The sequence below is a fragment of the Belnapia moabensis DSM 16746 genome (genome assembly GCF_000745835.1).
In the GTDB taxonomy this organism is placed as follows: Bacteria; Pseudomonadota; Alphaproteobacteria; order Acetobacterales; family Acetobacteraceae; genus Belnapia; species Belnapia moabensis.
This window is the reverse complement of the sequence record NZ_JQKB01000006.1, coordinates 32087-51663: the sequence shown is the minus strand read 5'-3', so window position 1 is coordinate 51663 and position 19577 is coordinate 32087. Positions and strand designations below refer to the sequence as shown.

Genomic DNA, 19577 nt, shown 5'->3' with positions numbered 1-19577 from the left:
CAGATGATCCCGTCTGATCGGAGCCTTGGTCTAGACTAGCGCCAGCACCAGGCCGCCGAGCGCGGCCGCGCCGCCGGCCAGCCGCACCGCGCGCCGTGCCCAGGCCGCCGCCGGGATCGCCAGCGCCAGCCCCGCCCCATGCAACATCGCCGTGCCCGCCAGCATGCCGAGGAAGGCCTGCCCGGCCAGCATTTCCGTCCCATGCGCATGCCCGTGCAGCAGGCCGAAGCCCGCCGCCAGCGCCATCCCGACAGGCAGCGGCAGCCGCAGCGCCAGCCCCGCCAGCGTGCCGAGCACGATGACCGAGGCGAGGATGCCTGCCTCCACCCCTGGCAGCGCCATGCCGGCGAAACCCATCAGCGCGCCGCCCGCCATGCCAGCGAGGAAGCCGCCCGGCAGCGCCCAGCGCGCCCGCCCGCCGAGCAGCCCGGCCCAGAGGCCGACCATCAGCATGGCGAGCACGTGATCCGCCCCGGAGAGGGGATGGAGGAAGCCGGCGGCCAACCCGTGGTCCAGCGCCGTGCCCGGATGGGCGAAGGCGGTGGCCGGCAGCAGCAGCGCGGCGGCGAGGAAGGGGATCGGATTCATCAGGCAGCCTTTCGCGGGGCAATCCCGCCCTGGGTGAGGATGAAGTCGGCGATCTCGGCGACGCCGAGATCCTCCTTGAGGTTGGTGAAGATGAAGGGCCGCGCGCCGCGCATCCGCCGCGCGTCGCGGTCCATGACGGAGAGATCGGCCCCGACTAGCGGCGCGAGGTCGATCTTGTTGATCACCAGCACGTCGGAGCGGGTGATCCCGGGCCCGCCCTTGCGCGGGATCTTGTCCCCGGCCGAGACGTCGATGACGTAGATCGTCAGGTCCGCCAGCTCCGGACTGAAAGTCGCCGCGAGATTATCGCCGCCGCTCTCGATAAACAGCACTTCGAGCCCGGGGAAACGCTCCACCATGTCGTGCACCGCGGCGAGGTTGATGCTGGCATCCTCGCGGATCGCGGTATGCGGGCACCCTCCCGTCTCGACGCCGGCGATGCGGCTCGGCTCCAGCGCCCCGGCGCGCGTCAGGAATTCCGCGTCCTCCTTGGTGTAGATGTCGTTGGTGATGACGGCGATGTCGTGCGTCTCGCGCAGGTGCCGGCAGAGCCGCTCCGTCAGCGCCGTCTTGCCGGAGCCCACGGGGCCGCCGATGCCAACACGGAAGGGTCCGGTGCTCATGAGCGGAAGAGCCTCGTGTACTGCGTCTCGTGACGCATGGAGAAAAGGTCGAGCATCGGCGCCGCCGTGCCCAGCATATCGAGATCCGCGGCCAGCGCCGCATCCGCCGCCGCCTCGACGACGGGATGCAGAGCGGCGGTCGCAACCTGCCCATCCGTCTGCCCGAGCGGCACGAGCCTCACCCCGGCGGAGACGAGGTTCGCCGCAAACGCCGCCAACCAACCGGCGAGCGAAGGCCGCAGCGGCAGCCTATGGAACGCCGCCGCCGCCCCGAAGGCCACCGGATGTGCCAGCCGCCGCGGATGCCGCGCCGCCAGCGCCGCGAAGCGCGCCTCCGGCCAGGCCGATTGCGTCACGCCGGTGAAGGCCGTGCCCTGTGCCATGCTCTCCAGCGCCAGCTCCGCCGAGCCGCGCCAGGCCGCCGCCAATTCGGCGACCTCGTCCAGCGCCGCATCATCCCCCGCCGCGCGCCAGGCCGCGACCAGCAGCGCCCCATCGACGCGCCCCGCCCCCGCCAGCAACACGCTGCGGATATACTCGACGAGCGTCGCACGGTCGCGCACCGCGCCATCCTCCACCGCCGTCTCCAGCCCATGGCTGTAGGTATAGGCCCCCACCGGATAGGCCGGCGACAGCCAGGCCAGCAGCCGGTAGAGCGCCGCGCCCTCAGTGATGGTGGTCATGGCCGTCATCATGGTGATGATGGTGGTGCCCCGGCTGCCTGTTGTGCTCGCCATAGGCGCCGCCTTCCGGGTTGAACGGCTCCTCCACCTTCCGCAATTCGGCGCCGAGCCCGCGCAGCATGGCGACGATCACATGGTCGTCGCGGATCAGCAGCCGCTCCGGCTGGATCTCCGTCGGCAGGTGCCGGTTGCCAAGATGCCAAGCCAGCCGCATCAGCCGCCCCACGCTCTCCGCCCGCACCTCCACCAGCGGCTCCGGCGCGGCGCGGACGAGGATGACGCCACCCCCCTCCAGCAGCAGCCCATCGCCCTGCCGCAACGCCACGGCCTCCTCCAGGTCGAGCAGGAAGGCGAAGCCATCCTCCGCCACATAGCGCTTGCGGCGACGGAAGCGGTCGTCGAAGTCGAGCGTCACCACATGGCGCGCCGTGCGCTCCACCCATCCGCCGGCCGGCAGCACCTGGGTGGCGCGAGGGAGTTCGCCGCTCATCAGAACAGGAAGTACCGCTGCGCCATGGGCAGCACCTTCGCCGGCTCGCAGGTGAGCAATTCGCCATCCGCCCGGACCTCATAGGTCTCGGGATCGACCTCGATCCTCGGCAGCGCATCATTCAGCACCATGTCGCGCTTGCCGATGCCGCCCCTAGTATTCCGCACCGCGATCAGCTCCCGTTGCAGCCCGAGCCGCGCCCCGATCCCATCCTCCAGCGCCGCGGCCGAGGTGAAAGTGACGGCGCTCGCCACCATCGCCTTGCCGAAGCTGGCGAACATCGGCCGGTAATGCACCGGCTGCGGCGTCGGGATGGAGGCATTGGGGTCGCCCATCGGCGCCATGGCGATGGAGCCGCATTTCAGCACCATGTCCGGCTTCACCCCGAAGAAGGCCGGCGACCAGAGCACGAGGTCCGCGAGCTTCCCCACTTCCACGCTGCCGACATGCGCCGAGATGCCCTGCGCGATCGCTGGGTTGATCGTGTACTTGGCGATGTAGCGCCGGATGCGCAGGTTGTCGTTCTCGCCCTGCTCGCCCGCCAGCCGCCCGCGCTGCTGCTTCATCTTGTGCGCGGTCTGCCAGGTGCGGATGATGACCTCGCCCACCCGTCCCATCGCCTGGCTGTCGCTGCTCATCATCGAGATCGCGCCAAGGTCGTGCAGGATGTCCTCCGCCGCGATGGTCTCCCGCCGGATGCGGCTCTCGGCGAAGGCCACATCCTCCGGGATGCGCGGATCGAGGTGATGGCAGACCATCAGCATGTCGAGATGCTCGTCCACGGTGTTCACCGTGTAGGGCATCGTCGGGTTGGTACTGCTGGGCAGGAAATTCGGCTCCCCCACGACGCGGAGGATATCCGGCGCATGCCCGCCGCCCGCGCCCTCGGTATGGAAGGCCTGGATGGTGCGCCCCTTGATCGCGCCGATGGTGCTCTCGACGAAGCCGCTCTCGTTCAGCGTATCCGTATGGATCGCCACCTGGATGTCGAAGGCATCGGCGATGGCGAGGCAGGTGTCGATCGCCTTCGGCGTCGTCCCCCAATCCTCATGCAGCTTGAGCCCGCAGGCCCCACCGCGCACCTGCTCCTCCAGCCCCGCCGGCAGCGCCGCATTGCCCTTGCCGAGGAAGCCGAGATTGACGGGGAAGCTCTCGGCAGCTTGCAGCATCCGCGCCATGTGCCACGGCCCCGGCGTCGCGGTGGTGGCCAGCGTGCCATGCGCCGGCCCCGTCCCGCCGCCGAACATGGTGGTGACGCCGGAGGCCAGCGCCTCCTCGATCTGCTGCGGGCAGATGAAGTGGATATGCACGTCGAGCCCGCCAGCCGTCAGGATGCGCCCCTCGCCCGCGATGATCTCCGTCCCCGGCCCGATGACGATGGTGACGCCCGCCTGCGTATCCGGGTTGCCCGCCTTGCCGATGGCCGCGATCCGCCCGTCCTTCAGCCCCACATCGGCCTTCACGATGCCCCAGTGATCGACGATCAGCGCATTGGTGATGACGGTGTCCATCGCGCCCCCGGCGCGTGTCACCTGGCTCTGCCCCATGCCGTCGCGGATGACCTTGCCGCCGCCGAATTTCACCTCCTCCCCGTAAGTGGTGAAATCCTTCTCCACCTCGAGGATGAGGTCCGTATCGGCGAGCCTGAGCCGGTCGCCCACGGTCGGGCCGTACATGCCCGCATAGGCGCTGCGCGAGAGCCGTGCCGCCATCAGACCTTGCCCTCCGTCTCGCCCCGGAACCCATGCACCAGCCGCTTGCCGCCGAAGGGGATGAGCCGCACCGTCCGGCTCTGCCCCGGCTCGAACCGCACCGCGGTGCCTGCCGGAATGTCGAGCCGCCGCCCACGCGCCTGGGCCCGGTCGAAGGTGAGCGCCGGATTGGTCTCGGCGAAATGGTAGTGGCTGCCGACCTGGATCGGCCGGTCGCCGGAATTGCCGACCTCGATCTCGACGGCCCCGGCGCCGACATTCAGCTCGATCTCCCCCGCGGCGGGGAACAGCTCGCCGGGGATCACCGGATTGGCTCGTGCACGGTGACGAGCTTCGTCCCGTCGGGGAAGGTCGCCTCCACCTGGATCTCATGGATCATCTCGGCGATCCCTTCCATCACCTGGTCCCGCGTCAGCACCGTGGCGCCGTCGCGCATCAGCTCGGCGACGCTGCGCCCGTCCCGCGCGCCCTCCACCACATAGTCGGTGATGAGCGCCACCGCCTCCGGATGATTGAGCTTCACGCCCCGCTCCAGCCGGCGCCGCGCGACCTGCGCGGCCATGGCGATCAGCAGCTTGTCCTTCTCGCGCGGCGTCAGGTTCATGCGGGCCTCATCCGGGTCGGCGCGATCATGGCCCGGCCCGCCTCAGGTCGTCCACAGCCGAGGCAGCCGCGCCGGCCGCCCAAGCGCTGCCCCGCGCACCGAGGCGATCGCCGCCCCCACCGCCCGCCGCACCGCGCTCGCGCCGCCGAGCCAGCGCGCCAGCAGCAGGCCTGGCCGCGGCAGGGTGGCGGCCGCCCCCGCCTCGCGCAGCCTCTCCCGCATCGCCTCCGCCTCCGGTGCGGCCAGCAGCAGCATCGCCATCGCCTCCGCCCCCCCGAAGCCGAAAGGCGCCGCCAGCGCCGATGCCGGATCGTCGAAGGCCAGCGCATCGGCCCAAAGCAGCCCCCCTGGCCCGCGCAGCCGCCAGGAGTCGAGGACGGAGCCCGTCCGCATCCGCTCCCCCGCCGCAGCCCGGCCGAAGACCAGCATCTCCACTGCCAGCAGCCGCGCCCCCTCGGCGAGGTCCACCTGCATCCGCCGCGCCATCCGCGCCCCGTCGAAGAGGATGGCCTCCTGCGGCAGCCATTCCAGCACCGCCTCCGCGCCGAGCGACAGGTGCGTCCCGATCCGCGTTTCCGGCCCCAGGCTGCGATAGATCTTCTCCGCCGCCGCGGTGCAGAGCGTCGCCTGCGCCCCCGGCTCCAGCCGCACCGACTGCCGCAGCGCATCGCCCCCCGCCAGCCCGCCGGCACAGTTCAGCAGCGCACCCGTCGGCGGCTCGCCCGGCTCCGGATCGGGGAAGAGCACCCGCAGCGGCGCCTGCTGGAAGAGGTGCCGCAGCACCGTCCCCCGCGGCGAGGGCGCGAAGCCCAGCTCGAAGGCGCCATCGGCCCGCTGGTGGCGGAAGGGCAGGGCAGGGGCGTCGCGCGGCATCGCACCGCAGCATGGCATGCCCGCGCCCGGGCGCAAGCGCCGGAACCCCCTTCCGTTTCGCGCTCCGCGCGCACATGCTGCGCGCGACCAAGCACAGGTGCCGATAATGATCCTGCGGGCCGAACCCCTGACCTCCGCCGCCTTCCTGGCCTTCGGCGAGGTGATCGAATGCCCGAGCATCCCGGGCCGCACCTATTTCGAGGATGCGCTGGCCAATCTCCGCCCGCATGCCAGGCCGAGCATCTCGCTGACGGTGAAGGACAAGCCGGCCACGATGCCGCTGCGCTCCACCACCATGGAGCGGCACGAGTACTCCTCGCAGAGCTTCATCCCGCAGCAGGCCGGCCGCTGGCTCGTCATAGTCGCCCCGCATGCGAAGGATGGCGGCCCCGACATGGCCCGCGCTCGCGCCTTCCTCGCCGGGCCGATGCAGGGCGTCACCTTCGGCGCCAATGTCTGGCACCACCCCTTCACCGTGCTCGACGCGCCGGCGCGCTTCGTCATCACCATGTGGCGCGACGGCAGCAAGGGCGACGAGGAATTCGCCGAGGTGCCCGAATTCACCGTGGAGCTGCCCTGATGCCCTATGAGGTGCGGCGCGACTTCATCGGCTACGGCGCCAACCCGCCCGACCCGCAATGGCCGGGCGGCGCGAAGCTCGCCGTCAATTTCGTCATCAATTACGAGGAAGGCTCCGAGCCCTCGATCGCCCTGGGCGACGGCTACAGCGAGACGGGCCTGACCGAGGCCGGCGCCGCGCGGCAGGTGACGAAGGGCCGCGACCTCGCCGCCGAGGGCATGTTCGAATATGGCAGCCGCGTCGGCTTCTGGCGCCTGACGCGGCTGTTCCAGGAGCGCGGCCTGCCGCTGACCATTTTCGGCTGCGCCCTCGCTCTCGAACAGAATCCCGAGGCCTGCGCCGCCATCCGCTCGGCGGGCTACGACGTCTGCAGCCATGGCTGGCGCTGGGTGAAGCATTTCGAGCTGACCGAGGCGGAGGAGCGCGACCACATCGCCCGCGCCGTCGCCAGCATCGAGCGCACCACCGGCGAGAAGCCCGCCGGCTGGTACTGCCGCTACGGGCCGAGCGTGAACACCCGCCGCCTCGTCGTCGAGCATGGCGGCTTCCTCTACGACAGCGACTACTATGGCGAGGAACTGCCCTTCTGGCTGACCGTCGAGGGCAAGCCGCAGCTCGTCGTGCCCTACTCCCTGACCAACAACGACGGCAAGTATTCCGGCTGGATGGGCACCAGCGACCAGTGGTTCTCCTATATCCGCGACGCCTTCGACATGCTGCTGGCCGAAGGCCGCGCCGGCCGGCCGAAGATGATGTCGGTCGGCCTGCACCAGCGCCTGATCGGCCACCCCGCCCGCGCCATGGGCCTGCAACGCGTGCTCGACCACATGCTGCGGGAGAAGGATGTCTGGATCACCCGCCGCCTCGACATCGCCCGCCACTGGCTTGCCACCCACCCCTATCCCGGCCGGGGCCTGAACGAATGACACCTCTCGTCGTAGCACTTGGCGAGCAGCGCTACCGCATCGAGCGCCCCTGGGGCGACCTGCCGGAAGGGCCGGGCCGCATCAGCGACGTCGCCTGCGACGCGGCCGGCAACGTTCTCGTCCAGTACCGCACGGATCCTTACGTGGACCCGGCCGCACCGGCGATCGTCGTGCTTTCGCCGGAAGGGGAGCGCATCGGCGCCTGGGGCGCTGGCCAGGTGGCGGACGGGCACATGTTCACCGTGCATCCGGATGGCCGCGTCTTCGTCGTCGACCGCGACGCGCATGAGATCATCATCTTCTCGGCCGAGGGTCAGCGGCTTGGGGGGCTGGGCAGGCGCCACGGACCGGGCCAGCCCTTCAACGCGCCCTGCGACATCGCCTTCGCCCGCGACGGCGGCATGGTCGTGGCCGATGGCTACGGCAACTCGCTGGTCCACCGCTTCACCGCGGAAGGCACCTGGCTCGGCGCCTGGGGCCGGCCGGGCCAGCGCGCCGGCGAGTTCAGCACGCCGCATTCCGTCTGGGTGCTGGGGGATGGCCGCGTGCTGGTGGCGGACCGCGAGAACAACCGCGTCCAGGTCTTCACCCCCGAGGGCACGCATCTCATGGACATCCGCGACGTCCACAAGCCGATGGACGTACATGGCGGCCCCAATGGCAGCTTCTTCGTGACCGACCAGATCCCCCGCCTCAGCCAGTTCAGCGGCGAGGGCCGGCTGATCGGCCGCTGCCGCCCCGTGCTGAACGGCGCCCACGGCATGTGGTGGGAACCGCGCAGCGGCGTCATTTATCAGAGCGAGCAGAACCCGAACCGGCTGACCCGCCTGGTGCCCATCTAGGGACAGGATTCACGGGCAGCAGCGGGCGGCCAAGGCGAGCCTCGACCGATCCACCTCCGCCCGAGCCGCCGGGTGAACAGGAAGATCGGGGGATGGATTCCCCCGATCTTCCATCCTCTTCAGCCGATCACGAAGTCCGCCGCCGACAATCCTGCAGGCTTCGTCATCAGCACCGCGAAGTTGACGAGATCGTCGCGCGAGCCGCCATCCGCGTCGAAGAAGAGATTGCCGGTATCGGCGTCGTAGAGGATCCGGTGCTCAGCCGCCTCGGCATCCGACAACAATGCAAAGGCATTCTCGGCCAGCGCACCGGAAGCGAGGCCCTGGAAGACGCGGCCATCGAGTTGGATGGTGTCGTCAGCGACGCTGAAGTCGACGATGGTGTCCGAGCCGGTCTCGGAGGCGCCGAAGACGAATGTATCAGCACCGCCGCCGCCAAGCAGCGAATCCTGGCCCGCGCCTCCGTTGAGGGTATCGTTACCGGCACCGCCGACCAGGAAGTCACGGCCCTTGCCGCCGGTCACCACATCCTCGCCCATGCCGGCATTGACGTAGTAGGCCTCGCGGTCGTCGCTGTGGTCGATGACGTCCATGGCCATGGTGCCGAGCTGAACCACCTCGAACTGGTCGCCGCGCTGGGTGCCCGCGACCAGATCACGCACGTCGAAGGTGGAGCCGCCGCTTGCCCTGAAGCTGATGCCCTCGTCGTCGAACCGGCTGATCGGTCCCTGAAGAGTACCGGCGCCGTCCTCCATCTGGAAGCGGACTGCGAGGCCGCCATCCTGATTCAGCATGGTGTTGCTGTCGTTGGCATTGCCGTTGCCGACTTCGGCGCTGGTGAAGGTCAGGCGGATCTGCCCACCCTGACCGTGCTTCACGAGCACCACGTCATCGCCGGCCCCGAGGTCTATGACATCGGCGCCGTCACGCGACGGCTTGATGACGGCGGTGTCGTTGCCTGCTCCCCCGAGCAGCGAATCGTCGCCGCGGCCGCCCTGCAGCCAGTCGTCCCCGGCGCCACCGACCAGGAAATCGCCGTCCTTGCCACCAACGAGGGTATCGTTGCCCATGCCGGCATTGATGTAATAGGCCTGACTGCTGCCTTGCACGCTGTAGTGGTCGTCTCCCTTGGTGCCGAGGGTGACTGCATCGAACTGGTCGCCGCGCTGGGTGCCGGCGACGAGGTCGCGCACGTCGAAGGTCAGGCCCGGGCTGGCGGCGCGGAAGGTGATCCCCTCGTCGTCGAAGCGGCTGACGGGACCAGTGAGGCCGTCAGCGCCGTCCTCGGCCTGAAGCCGGACGGCGAGGCCACCATCCTGGTTGGCCATGGTGTTGGAGTCGAGGGAGTTGCCATTGCCGACCTCGGCGCTGGTGAAGGTCAGGCGAACCTGTCCGGGGGCGCCCTTGACGAGGACGGTGTCCTCGCCTTCGCCCAGATCCCTGGCGACCGCTCCACCCTTGACGACGTCCAAAGTGACCAAGTCACCGTTGCGGGTATGACAGGAAAGAGGCAGGAGGTGCTTGGTGTCGTGCAACCAATTGGTTGCCGTTGCCAGATCAAAGTGCTTCCAGGCCATGATTTGCGTCGCTCCCATAGGATGAACCCTCTGGCTCATCTTTCGGGTTACGGAGGCGCAATCTGACTGGATGCGCGGTTTGGCGAAAAAACCGCAGGAAGCCGGTTTTTTCTTCAGTCTGGCGCCGTCACGACTGCATCGGCTTGTCGGGCGGTGCTCTGGCTATAGTTGATGTTGCCCAACGTTAAGGCTCACCGCGTGGTTAAGCATGTGTGAGCACACAACCAGCACGCAAAATGGCCAAGGCCCTGGCCTCATGAATAGCAGCTAGGGCTGCGGCGAGGACTGATAGTGGCGAGGAATTTGGCGGCCAGCTTGCCATAGCGGTCGGCGATGCGGCGGAACTCCCTGAGGCGGTCGAGCGGGCCTCGATGGCATTGCGGCCGCGGTAGAGGGCCGGGCTGAAGCAACGCTTTCAGCGGTGCTTTCGCTTGGACCGGATGTCCGGCACTGCGCCCGGGCCTGGATACGCTCGCGGACGGCACCGGTGTCGTAGGCCTGGTCCGCTATAACCAGGGCATCGGCGTGGCGACACTCCGAGCACACCGCGTGGACGATACCGCTGGCCACTCGCTGGTCGTCCATCCGCGGCACGCCTGCGGCTTGTTCGGCAGCATCGGCACAAGCCGCGTCCACTGCCGGTCATGAGCGCGTTCAGCGCGCAGCGGCCGATGCCTCCGACCGCGTCGCGCCGACGCGCGCGGCCAGCGCCGCCGCCATGAACTCGTCGAGGTCGCCATCCAGCACGGCCGCCGGATTGCCCTTCTCGACATTGGTGCGCAGGTCCTTCACCAGCTGGTAGGGCTGCAGCACGTAGTTGCGGATCTGGTGCCCCCAGCCGATATCCGTCTTCCCCGCCTCGATGCCCGCCGCCACCGCCTCGCGCTTCGACAGCTCCAGCTCGTAGAGCCGCGCCTTCAGCATGTTCATGGCGATGGCGCGGTTCTTGTGCTGGCTGCGGTCCTGGGTCGAGGCCGCGACGATGCCCGTCGGGATATGGGTGAAGCGCACGCCAGACTCGGTCTTGTTGACGTGCTGCCCGCCGGCTCCGGACGCCCGGAAGGTATCCGTCTTGATGTCCGCCGGGTTGATCTCGATCTCGATCTTGTCGTCCACGACCGGATAGACATAGACGCTGGCGAAGCTGGTCTGCCGCTTGTCGTTGCCGCCGAAGGGGCTGATGCGGACGAGACGATGCACCCCCGTCTCCGTCTTCAGCCAGCCATAGGCTGCAGGGCCGGTGACCTGGAGGGTCGCCGACTTGATCCCGGCCTCTTCCCCATCCGACTGCTCGGTCAGCACCACCTTGTAGCCATGCTGCTCAGCCCAGCGCTGGTACATGCGCAGCAGCATCTCGGCCCAGTCCTGCGCCTCGGTCCCGCCGGCCCCGGCGTTGACCTCGATATAGGCGTCGTTCTGGTCGGCCTCGCCGGAGAGCAGGCTCTCGATCTCGCGCCGCTTGGCCTCGGTGGCCAGCGCCTTGAGGTCGGCGACGGCCGCATCGGCGGTGGCCGCATCGCCCTCCGCCTCGGCCAGCTCGATCAGCTCCAGCGCGTCCTGCACGGCCTGCTCCAGCCGCCGCACGCCCTCGGTCTGGTCGGCCAGGCGGGAACGTTCCCGCATCAGCTTGTTGGCGGCCTCGGCGTCGTTCCAGAGGCTCGGGTCTTCCGCTCGGGCGTTCAGCTCATCGAGGCGGCGAAGGGCGGCATCCCAGTCAAAGATGCCTCCTCAGCAGGGACACCGAAGCGGTGATCTGCTCGTTCAGGGATTCTGCATCAGCGCGCATGGGCGGGCGATAGGCTAAGCTGGGCAGCCTGTCCAGGGTGTCGCGGATGGATAGGGCACGGAGGAGAAGTTCATTCGACCCTGGACCTACCTTGGGTGTAGGGTCCAGCCGAACGGAACCGGCCCCCGATGCCCTCGGGCGCCGCGCAGGGAAGGCCCAACCGGCCATGACAGCCGCCGCGCCGATCGACCTCGCCACCGCCCACCGCATCCTGGCGCGCGCCGCCTATGGCGCCCGGCCGGGCGAGGCGGAGGCGCTGGCCCGCACCGGCCTCGCCGCCTGGCTCGACCACCAGCTCTCCCTGCCAGCCGAGGAGCCGGCGGTGGAGGCGCGGATCGGCGAACTGCTCATCCCCATCCGCTACGCCGCCGGCCCCGGCGAGCAGACCCTCGATGAGCGCCGCCCGCCCCTGACCCTGCGCCAGTCCCAGGCGGAGCGCTGGCGGCTGGGCGAGTTCCGGCCGGGCCTGCGCATCGCGCCGGCCGAGCGGGAGCGCCCGCGCCTGGAGCTGACCCTCGCCACCCTGCTCCGCCGGACCGCCGCCGAGGCCCAGCTCCGCGAGCGCCTCGCCGAATTCTGGCACGACCATTTCAACGTCGCCTTCCAGGCCGATGGCCGCGTCGCCGCCTCGCTGCCCGACCACGACCGGCGCATCCGCGACCACGCCCTCGGCTCCTTCCGTGCCCTGCTGGAGGTGATGGCGACCAGCCCCGCCATGTTGCTCTACCTGAACAACCAGAGCTCCCGCGCCGGCGCCCCCAACGAGAATTACGCCCGCGAATTGCTGGAGCTGCACTCGCTCGGCCGCGCCGCCTATCGCGGCAGCGCCCGCACCGCGCGGGACGTGCCGCGCCTGCCCGACGGCCGCCCCGCCTTCTATGTCGATGCCGATGTCTGGGAGGCGGCGCGGGCGCTGACCGGCTGGAGCGTCGCCGGCGGCCAGGCCTTCGACGGCGCCCGCGCCCTGCCGCGCACCGGCGAGTTCGCCTATGTCGCCCAGTGGCACGACCCCTATCAGAAGCACTTCCTCGGCCAGGATCTCGACCCCTTCGCCCCCGCCATGGCGCATGGCCGGGCGGTGCTGGATGCGCTCGCCTCCCATCCAGCGACGGCGCGCTTCCTCTGCACCAAGCTGGCCCGCTTCCTCCTCGGCGACCCGCCGCCGGCCGCCGCCATCGCCCGGGCCGAGGCCGCCTGGACGCGCAGCCTCGGCCGCGACGACCAGATCGCCCAGACCGTCCGCGCCCTGCTCTCCGGCCCCGAAATCCTGGACCCCGCCCTCGGCCGCATCCGCCGTCCGGTCGATGCCATGGCCGCCGCGGTGCGTGGCCTCGACATCCCCTTCACCCCGACCCTGCCGCTGATCGGCCAGCTCGCCGCTGCCGGCCAGCTCCCCTTCGGCTGGGCGCCGCCCGACGGCCAGCCGCTCGACGCCGCCCCCTATCTCGGCGCGACGGCGCTCCGGGCGCGCTGGCAGCTGCTGCTCGGCCTCGCCCGCAACAGCAACGGCACCGGCCTCTCGCCGCGTTACGCCGAACTGGCCAAGGCCCCGGCCGAAGCCGTCGCCCACCGCCTCGCCGCGCTCTCGCTCGGCCCCGCCGGCGGGCCGGTGGCCGAGACCGTCGCCGGCGTCTGGACAGCCGCCGGCCGCAACCCCCGCCCGGCGCCGAACGAGGTCGCCGAACTCGCCGGCTGGGTGCTGAACGCCCCCGCCTTCCAGACCGCCTGAGGGAGAGAGGCCATGCCCATCCTGCTCGGCCGCCGCCACCTGCTCCGCGCCGGCCTCGGCGCCGCCGCCCTGCCCGCGCTGCGCAGCCTCGCCTTTGCCGAGCAGCCGGGCGCCCCGCTGCTCGTCCTCGTCAACCTGCGCGGCGGCATGGACGGGCTGCACGCCCTCTCCCCGTCCGATGACGCCCAGTTCGTCGACCTGCGCACCGAGAGCCTCCGCAGCCTGGCCTCCGGCCCGCAGGCCGGCCTCCGCCTCGACGCTTCCCCCGCCGTGGATTTCCGCCTGCACCGCGAGGCCGCGCCGCTGGCCGAGATCTGGCAGGACCGCCGCATGGCGATCTGGCCGGCCGCCGGCGTGCCGCAGGCGACGCGCAGCCATTTCGAGGCCCAGGCGATGATGGGCCTCGGCCAGGGGCTGCGCACCGAGCATGGCGGCAGCACCGGCTGGCTCGCCGCCTGGGCCGCCGGCGCCGCACCCGCTGGCGCGGCCATTGCCGCCATCTCCGCCCAGGGGGGACTGGCGCCGGAGCTTCGCGGCGGCGGGCACAGCCTTGCCATTGCCGGTCTCGGCGACGGGCTGGCCCCGCCCGGCGGCGCCTTCGGCGATGCGATGCTGGAAGCGCTCCACCGCAACGCCCGCGGCCCCGTCGCGGCGGCCGGACAGGATGCGCTGGCGGGCCTCCGCAGCATCGACCGGCTGCTGCCGCGCGATTCCGAGGGCAAGCTGCTCTCCTATGCCCCCGCCGCCGGCGTGGATTACGGGCCGGGCCGGGAATTCGGCCGGGCGCTGGCCGTCATCGCCCAGACCGCGAAGCTGAACCCCGCCCTCGTCGCCGCCACGGTCGATCTCGGCGGCTGGGACACGCATGACGCCCAGCCGGACCGCTTCGCCGACCGCATGCGCGTTCTCGCCCGCGGCCTCGGCGCCTTCGATGCCGACATGGCCGGCCTGCCGCGCCGCTGGACGGTGCTGGTGGCGAGCGAATTCGGCCGGCGCCTGCGCTCCAACCGCAGCAACGGCACGGATCACGGCCGGGCCGGGGTGATCCTCGCCTTCGGCCAGGGCTTCGGCCTCGGCCGCCATTTCGGCGACTGGCCGGGCCTGGCGCCGGACGCGCTGGACGAGGGGGTCGACCTCCGCGTCGCCACCGACTACCGCACGGTCTTCCGCACCGTCATCGCCGACCTGGCGCCGGGGGCGCCGCCGCCCTTCACCCGGAGCTGAGGCAAGGGCGAACAGGCCTTTTGGGTGTTGCCTGTGCGATGACGGAATGATATAGGGATTTCATCCTAGGCACAATCCGGCCGATGCGCCGCCGTCGCTTCCGAAGCGCATCGGCAAGCATTGCCGAAGCAATACCAGTCCTCCGCATGGTCAACGGTCCGGTCGAGGCCAGCAACTCCGCCGCGCCCCATTCGCTAAGAAGGGGCCAGGGAGAACATCATGCCGAATGGAATACCGGATTCTGCCTTTTACTGGACCTTTGCATCGCCGGCCGGAGACCAGTGGACCGGCGTGACGGTCGCCGACGAGCCCTATGCCGAGCTGGGCCAGCTATTCTCCTCGCCCTACGGGCCGGAATACGGGACCTACGCCATCACCAACGTCTTCGACTATGGCGTGGAAACCGGCCATCAGGAGGGGGCGACCTGGGTGTCCAGCTACTTCGACCCGATCACGGGCGGGGTGTACGAGCCCTACTACTACACCCAGGGCCTGCCCGACACGCTGTCCGGCCTCGGGACGGAAGTGGACTACGTCCTCATCGACGGCGTCTGGAACGATTTCGGACAGGGCGGCTACCTCCTGGCCTGAAGGCCAGGGCTTGGCACCCGCCTAAACCCTTCAAATCCTCAAGACGCGCCGCAGGCTCCAGGCGGATCAACCGCTTGCCTGCGTCGCGTTTGAGAAATCGAGGCGGGCTAGTACAGCCCGCCCAACCCCCGGTCCAACCCCACGGCCGTCCCCCGCGCCGGGTCCTCCTCCGGCGGCCGGGCGGCATTCTCCGTGCCCGGCCGGAAGGCCTCCATGATGCTCTGCCCGCTGCCCGCCTGCATCCGCACCAGCGCCACGCCCGGCGGCGCGCGGAAGGGCACGGCCGGGCTGCCTCGCAGCGCCGCCTCCAGCACATCATGGAAGATCGGCGCCGCATTGCCGCCGCCGGTCTCGCCATTGCCGAGGCTGCGCGGCTCGTCGAGGCCCATCCAGACGGCGACGACGATGTCGGGCGTGAAGCCGACGAACCAGTTGTCGACATAGTCATTGGTCGTGCCGGTCTTGCCGGCGATCGGCCGGTTCAGGCCCTTGCCCGCCGCCGTGCCCGTGCCGCGCTGCACCACGCCCGTCAGCAGGTTGACCATCTGGTAGGCCGCGATCGGGTCGGTGATCTGCCGGCGGTTGTCGGCCAGTTCCGGCGGCCCCGCCTGCGGGCCCGTCGCCGCGCAGGCCTCGCAGGCGCGCGTGTCGCTGCGCCAGATCACCCGCCCGCGCTGGTCCTGCACGCTGTCGATCAGCGTCGGCGTCACCTCACGCCCGCCATTGGCGAAGGCGGCATAGCCGGCCGCCATCCGCAGCACCGTCGTCTCACCCGAGCCGAGCGACATCGCAAGATACCGCGGCATGTTGGGGATGACGCCGAAGCGCGCCGCCGTCTCCGCCACCTTGTCCATGCCGACCTCCTGCGCCACGCGGATGGTGACGAGGTTCAGCGACTTCTCGAGCGCGGTGCGGATGGAGACATAGCTGTTGCTGACGCCATCGCCGTAATTCCCCGGCCGCCAGACTCCCTGCGGCGTGTTGATCTCGATCGGCGCGTCGAGGAAGCGCTGCGTCGGCGGAATCCCCGCCTCCAGCGCCGGCAGGTAAACGAAGGGCTTGAAGGAGGAGCCCGGCTGCCGCTGCGCCTGGGTCGCGCGGTTGAACTGGCTCTTCTCGAAGGACCAGCCGCCGGCCATCGCCAGCACGCGCCCGGTGCTGGGGTCGAGCGCGACGATGGCGCCCTCCACCTGCGGGATCTGCCGCAGCGCCAGCCGCTCCGGCCGCGCCGGCGTGCGCCCTTGCACCGGCTGGCCCGGCTGCACCTCGACCAGCACCACATCGCCCGGCGCCAGCACATCCTGCATCCGCCGCGGCACGGGGCCGAGCCGCCCCTCGCCGAGGGCCCGCCTTGCCCAGGCCGCCTCCTCGATCGGCATGGTGCCGGTGCGGGGCTGCGCCGGCCCGCGCGGATCCGGCCGCTCGATCCAGCCGAGCCTCGCCTCGCGGTCCCTCACATCGAGCGCCACGGCGAGCTTCCATTCGGGCATCGCCCCGCCCGGCCGCTGGGCGGCCTCCAGCGCCGGCAGCCATTCGGTCGCGCTGGCGGAGATCTTCGCCACCGGCCCGCGGAAGCCGCCCCGCCGCCGGTCATAGCCGAGCAGCCCGGTGCGCAGCGCGCCCTCCGTCGCCGCCTGCAAGGCCGGGTCGAGGCTGGTGCGGACGACGAGGCCGCCCGCCGTCGTCTGCTCCGGCCCGAAGCGCGTCGAGAGCTCCCGCCGCACATCCTCGGTGAAGTACTGGCCGACCGGCAGCACCTCCGGCCGCCGCACCGGGCGGGGGACGATGGGCTCGGCCTTGGCCGCCGCCGCCTCGGCCGGGGTGATCGCCCGATCCTCCACCATGCGGTCCAGCACCCAGTCGCGCCGGGCGCGCGCCGCCTCGGGGAAGCGCATGGGGTTGTAGTTGTTCGGCCCCTTCGGCAGCACGGCGAGGAAGGCGCTTTCGCCGAGCGTCAGCTCGTCGAGCCCCTTGTTGAAATAGGCCTGCGCCGCCGCCGCCACGCCATAGGCTTGGTAGCCGAGGAAGATCTCGTTCAGGTACAGCTCGAGGATGCGGTCCTTCGGCAGCGTCTCCTCGATGCGGATGGCGAGGATCGCCTCGCGCAGCTTGCGCGTCAGCGTGCGGTCGGCGCCGACCAGCATGTTCTTCGCCACCTGCTGGGTAATGGTCGAGGCGCCGCCGAGCCGCCGCCCGCTGCCGTAATTCTCGACGGCCGTGACGACCGACCGCAGGATGCCGATCGGGTCGACGCCATGATGCTCCCAGAAACGCTGGTCCTCCGCGCTGACGAAGGCCGCCTGCAAGGGCTTCGGGATCGCCTCGATGGGTACGAAGACGCGCCGCTCGGTGGCCAGCTCCGCCAGCAGCCGGCTATCGGCGGCATAGATGCGCGACATCTGCGGCGGCTGGTAATCGGCCAGCCAGCGGTAGTCGGGCAGGTCGGCCGCCACCTGGCGATAGAGCCCATAGCCGACCACCGCCCCGCCCGCCAGGCCGACGGCCAGCAGCATCAGCAGCCCGCCGAAGACGCCGCGGAAGGGCGTCCGCCGCCGCCGCTTTTTCTCCTGGGGCGGCGGGTCGCGCGGCGGCGGGGGCGGCGGCGCGATGTCGAGGGTGGGCTCGGGGCGGTAATCAGGCGGCGACATGGCGGTCCCATACAGCGTCGCGGGGCGGGCGGCCACGCAACCAGCCGAGATATAGGCGCGTGGCCCGCCGGCACCACGCAGAAGTGCGGGCTGCCTCAGCCGGCCGCCACCACCGCGCCGGGCGCGCCGAGGAAGCCGTGAATCGCCTCCGCCAGGGCCGAAGCGACCTTGGCCCGGTGGGCGGCGCGGTTCAGCGCCGCCTCGTCCTGCGGGTTGGAGAGGAAGCCCATCTCCACCAGCGCCGCCGGCACGTCGGGCGCTTTCAGCACGACGAAGCCCGCCCGCCGGTGCGTGTTCGGCAGCAGCGCCACCTCGCCCTCCAGCGAGTCCACCACCAGCCGCGCCATCCGCTCCGAGCCGGAGCGGGTCTCCTGCCGGATCAGGCTGAGCAGGATGCGCTGCACCTCGGGCGAGACGCTCGGCAGGCTGAGGCCGCCATTGCGGTCCGCCTGGTTCTCCCGCCGGGCGAGGCCGGCCGCCAGGCTGTCCGTCGCCGTCTCGGAAAGGGTGTAGACGCTCGCCCCGCGTGCCCCCGGCGCGCTGTCGGCATGCAGCGAGAGGAAGAGCGCCGCCTCCCGCCGCCGCGCCATCTCCACCCGGCTGCCGAGCGGGATGAAGACGTCGCGCCCGCGGGTCAGCGCCACCCGGCAGCGCCCGGCGGCCTCCAACTGGCGCTTGAGTTCCAACGCCGCGGCGAGGGTGATGCGCTTCTCATGGGTGCCCTGCCTGCCGATCGTCCCCGGGTCGCGCCCGCCATGCCCGGCATCGAGCATCACCAGCGGCAGGGGCCCGCGCGGCGGCAGGGCTGCGGTGGCGAGCGGCCTTCCATGGGCGAGCCGGGCGAATTCCTCCGCCGGCCCAGGCCGCAGCCGGATGATGAGCTGGCCCGGCGCGGCCGCCACCTGCGGCGCCGCGACCGGCCCGGCCAGCGCCAGGATGAGCGTCTGCGTACCGCCGCTGCCCTCGCGCCGCGCCTCGGTGACGAGGCCGGCGCCGGCCAGCCGGTCCGGGCCGCGCCAGCGCTGGTTCGGCAGTTCGATCACCAGCCGCGCCGGGCGCAGCGTGGCCGAGACGCGCCAGGCGATGCCCGGCCCGATGGGCAAGGTCAGCCGCGTCTCGCCACGCACCGCGCTGAGCCGCGCCTGCGGCGTCGCCGCCCCGGCAATTCCAGGTAGAATCAGTCCCGCGGCGCCGGCGATCAGCCCGCGCCGCCCTAGCCGAAACCGGCCATCCCCTTCGGTCATCTATGCCACGCCCCCCAGCGTTGCGGCGGCAATCTAGCCCCTGGCCGATACCGGGTGAAGCCGCATCGCCGGGCATTGCCTGCTTGTATGGCGTCGTTATGACCAAATTCCGGGCGATGGCGCCTGCCTGTGGTTTAGATGACTGGCGCGTCAGCCTTGTGGAAGCGAAACCCCTCCCTTATGGTGCCTTGCCCCGGCGGCGCCCGCTGCCGGCGGAGGATTACGGCGCTTCCGCGCCGACAGGCCATGGACCAGAGCGGTCCGCAGGGTCTGCGGTGCGGTTCGCGGCAGTCCGGCATGGGGGGCGGCAGCCGCCCCCGCGCTTCGCCGGACCGTCACCCGCCACGGTCCCCTGACAGGCCCCTGGGTTCGCCCCGGGGCATGGCGTCGGTGGGCTGCCCGGGACGCCGCCTTCGTCGCCATGCGGGACGTGTCGCGTGCGGACCCTTGACGCCCCATCCCAACCCTTCGGGGCGTCCCTGGTGCAAGCGTGGCCGACGTCGCTCCAGCCCCGCCCTGCGGGTCTGGCACCGGGGGCGCGAACCCTGGGGTGCCGCCCTGGGCCGATGCCTTGCGCCGCTCCCGGCGCGGCGGCAGCCCGGGCCCCGGCCCCCGCCGGAGGAGGATGGATGGGCGCATGACGCGCGTGCCCTGCCCCCGCGATTGGCCGCATAGGGCGGCGATCAGCGGGAGGATGCAGGTCACCAGGATCGAAGCCCGGTGGACCGGAGAGGAGGGCCGCCAGCATGCGGCCCCCCGTTCCGCGACAGCGGGCCGCGTCGCGCCATCCCTCGCTTTCGGGTCACGCCACCCTGATCCGCCGTGCCGCACCCCTGTGCCGCGCGGCGTGGAGCCAC

General features: G+C 71.1%; 18 protein-coding genes. 6 read left to right on the top strand and 12 right to left on the bottom strand.

The window, feature by feature from the left end; all coding sequences use genetic code 11:
- Positions 1-30 precede the first annotated feature (30 nt).
- Genes EP26_RS05295 through EP26_RS05260 form a run of 8 tightly spaced genes read right to left on the bottom strand, consistent with a single transcriptional unit; the run spans position 31 to position 5573 of the window.
- Complete coding sequence (locus EP26_RS05295; protein WP_043336646.1) at positions 31-588, bottom strand: HupE/UreJ family protein; 558 nt, start codon at positions 586-588, stop codon at positions 31-33.
- Positions 588-1211, bottom strand: a complete 624-nt coding sequence (gene ureG, locus EP26_RS05290) for an urease accessory protein UreG (RefSeq protein WP_043336644.1) — start codon at positions 1209-1211, stop codon at positions 588-590. Before ureG ends, EP26_RS05295 begins: the two co-directional genes overlap by 1 nt.
- The gene (locus EP26_RS05285) at positions 1208-1894 is read right to left on the bottom strand and encodes an urease accessory protein UreF (protein WP_245624298.1); all 687 of its coding nucleotides are present in this window, start codon (positions 1892-1894) and stop codon (positions 1208-1210) included. The genes ureG and EP26_RS05285 overlap by 4 nt, the downstream gene beginning before the upstream one ends.
- A complete protein-coding gene (locus tag EP26_RS05280) occupies positions 1878-2384 on the bottom strand; it encodes an urease accessory protein UreE (RefSeq protein ID WP_043336641.1) in 507 nt (168 codons plus the stop codon). Before EP26_RS05280 ends, EP26_RS05285 begins: the two co-directional genes overlap by 17 nt.
- Positions 2384-4096 carry an urease subunit alpha gene (gene ureC, locus EP26_RS05275; RefSeq protein ID WP_043336639.1) on the bottom strand — a complete coding sequence of 571 codons (1713 nt, stop codon included), beginning with the start codon at positions 4094-4096 and terminating at the stop codon, positions 2384-2386. The genes EP26_RS05280 and ureC overlap by 1 nt, the downstream gene beginning before the upstream one ends.
- Entirely contained in the window at positions 4096-4401 is a 306-nt protein-coding gene (locus tag EP26_RS05270; protein ID WP_043336637.1) for an urease subunit beta, read from the bottom strand. The genes ureC and EP26_RS05270 overlap by 1 nt, the downstream gene beginning before the upstream one ends.
- Complete coding sequence (locus EP26_RS05265; protein ID WP_043336636.1) at positions 4398-4700, bottom strand: urease subunit gamma; 303 nt, start codon at positions 4698-4700, stop codon at positions 4398-4400. The genes EP26_RS05270 and EP26_RS05265 overlap by 4 nt, the downstream gene beginning before the upstream one ends.
- Before the next feature lie 42 nt (positions 4701-4742).
- Complete coding sequence (locus EP26_RS05260) at positions 4743-5573, bottom strand: urease accessory protein UreD (RefSeq protein ID WP_043336633.1); 831 nt, start codon at positions 5571-5573, stop codon at positions 4743-4745.
- Between the two features lie 106 nt (positions 5574-5679).
- Here EP26_RS05260 and EP26_RS05255 point away from each other — a divergent pair, with 106 nt between their 5' ends.
- Genes EP26_RS05255 through EP26_RS05245 form a run of 3 tightly spaced genes read left to right on the top strand, consistent with a single transcriptional unit; the run spans position 5680 to position 7921 of the window.
- Positions 5680-6153 (top strand): ureidoglycolate lyase, encoded by a 474-nt coding sequence (locus tag EP26_RS05255; RefSeq protein ID WP_052388822.1) that lies wholly within the window; start codon positions 5680-5682, stop codon positions 6151-6153.
- Positions 6153-7079, top strand: coding sequence for an allantoinase PuuE (locus tag EP26_RS05250; RefSeq protein WP_043336631.1), 927 nt, complete (start codon positions 6153-6155; stop codon positions 7077-7079). Before EP26_RS05255 ends, EP26_RS05250 begins: the two co-directional genes overlap by 1 nt.
- Positions 7076-7921, top strand: a complete 846-nt coding sequence (locus EP26_RS05245; protein ID WP_043336629.1) for an NHL repeat-containing protein — start codon at positions 7076-7078, stop codon at positions 7919-7921. Before EP26_RS05250 ends, EP26_RS05245 begins: the two co-directional genes overlap by 4 nt.
- 119 nt (positions 7922-8040) lie before the next feature.
- Here the strand turns inward: EP26_RS05245 and EP26_RS38050 are convergent, their stop codons facing one another.
- On the bottom strand, positions 8041-9498 hold the full coding sequence (locus tag EP26_RS38050; RefSeq protein WP_211259381.1) for a calcium-binding protein: 1458 nt from the start codon (positions 9496-9498) through the stop codon (positions 8041-8043).
- 654 nt (positions 9499-10152) lie between these two features.
- A protein-coding gene (prfB, locus tag EP26_RS05235) for a peptide chain release factor 2 (RefSeq protein ID WP_157033409.1) occupies positions 10153-11284 on the bottom strand; the annotation gives its coding sequence in 2 pieces (ribosomal slippage) (positions 10153-11214 and positions 11216-11284; 1131 coding nt in all).
- Between the two features lie 166 nt (positions 11285-11450).
- Here prfB and EP26_RS31670 point away from each other — a divergent pair.
- From EP26_RS31670 to EP26_RS05220, 3 genes are all read left to right on the top strand, one after another.
- Positions 11451-13013 (top strand): DUF1800 domain-containing protein, encoded by a 1563-nt coding sequence (locus EP26_RS31670; RefSeq protein WP_052388821.1) that lies wholly within the window; start codon positions 11451-11453, stop codon positions 13011-13013.
- 12 nt (positions 13014-13025) lie between these two features.
- Positions 13026-14237, top strand: coding sequence for a DUF1501 domain-containing protein (locus tag EP26_RS31665; protein WP_052388820.1), 1212 nt, complete (start codon positions 13026-13028; stop codon positions 14235-14237).
- A 219-nt stretch (positions 14238-14456) separates the two neighbouring features.
- Positions 14457-14828: a hypothetical protein gene (locus EP26_RS05220; protein ID WP_043336621.1), complete on the top strand. Its 372-nt coding sequence runs from the start codon at positions 14457-14459 to the stop codon at positions 14826-14828.
- A gap of 107 nt (positions 14829-14935) precedes the next feature.
- Here the strand turns inward: EP26_RS05220 and EP26_RS05215 are convergent, their stop codons facing one another.
- On the bottom strand, positions 14936-17512 hold the full coding sequence (locus EP26_RS05215) for a penicillin-binding protein 1A (RefSeq protein WP_245624297.1): 2577 nt from the start codon (positions 17510-17512) through the stop codon (positions 14936-14938).
- A gap of 59 nt (positions 17513-17571) precedes the next feature.
- A complete protein-coding gene (locus EP26_RS05210) occupies positions 17572-18720 on the bottom strand; it encodes an N-acetylmuramoyl-L-alanine amidase family protein (protein ID WP_043336618.1) in 1149 nt (382 codons plus the stop codon).
- Positions 18721-19577: the final 857 nt, after the last annotated feature.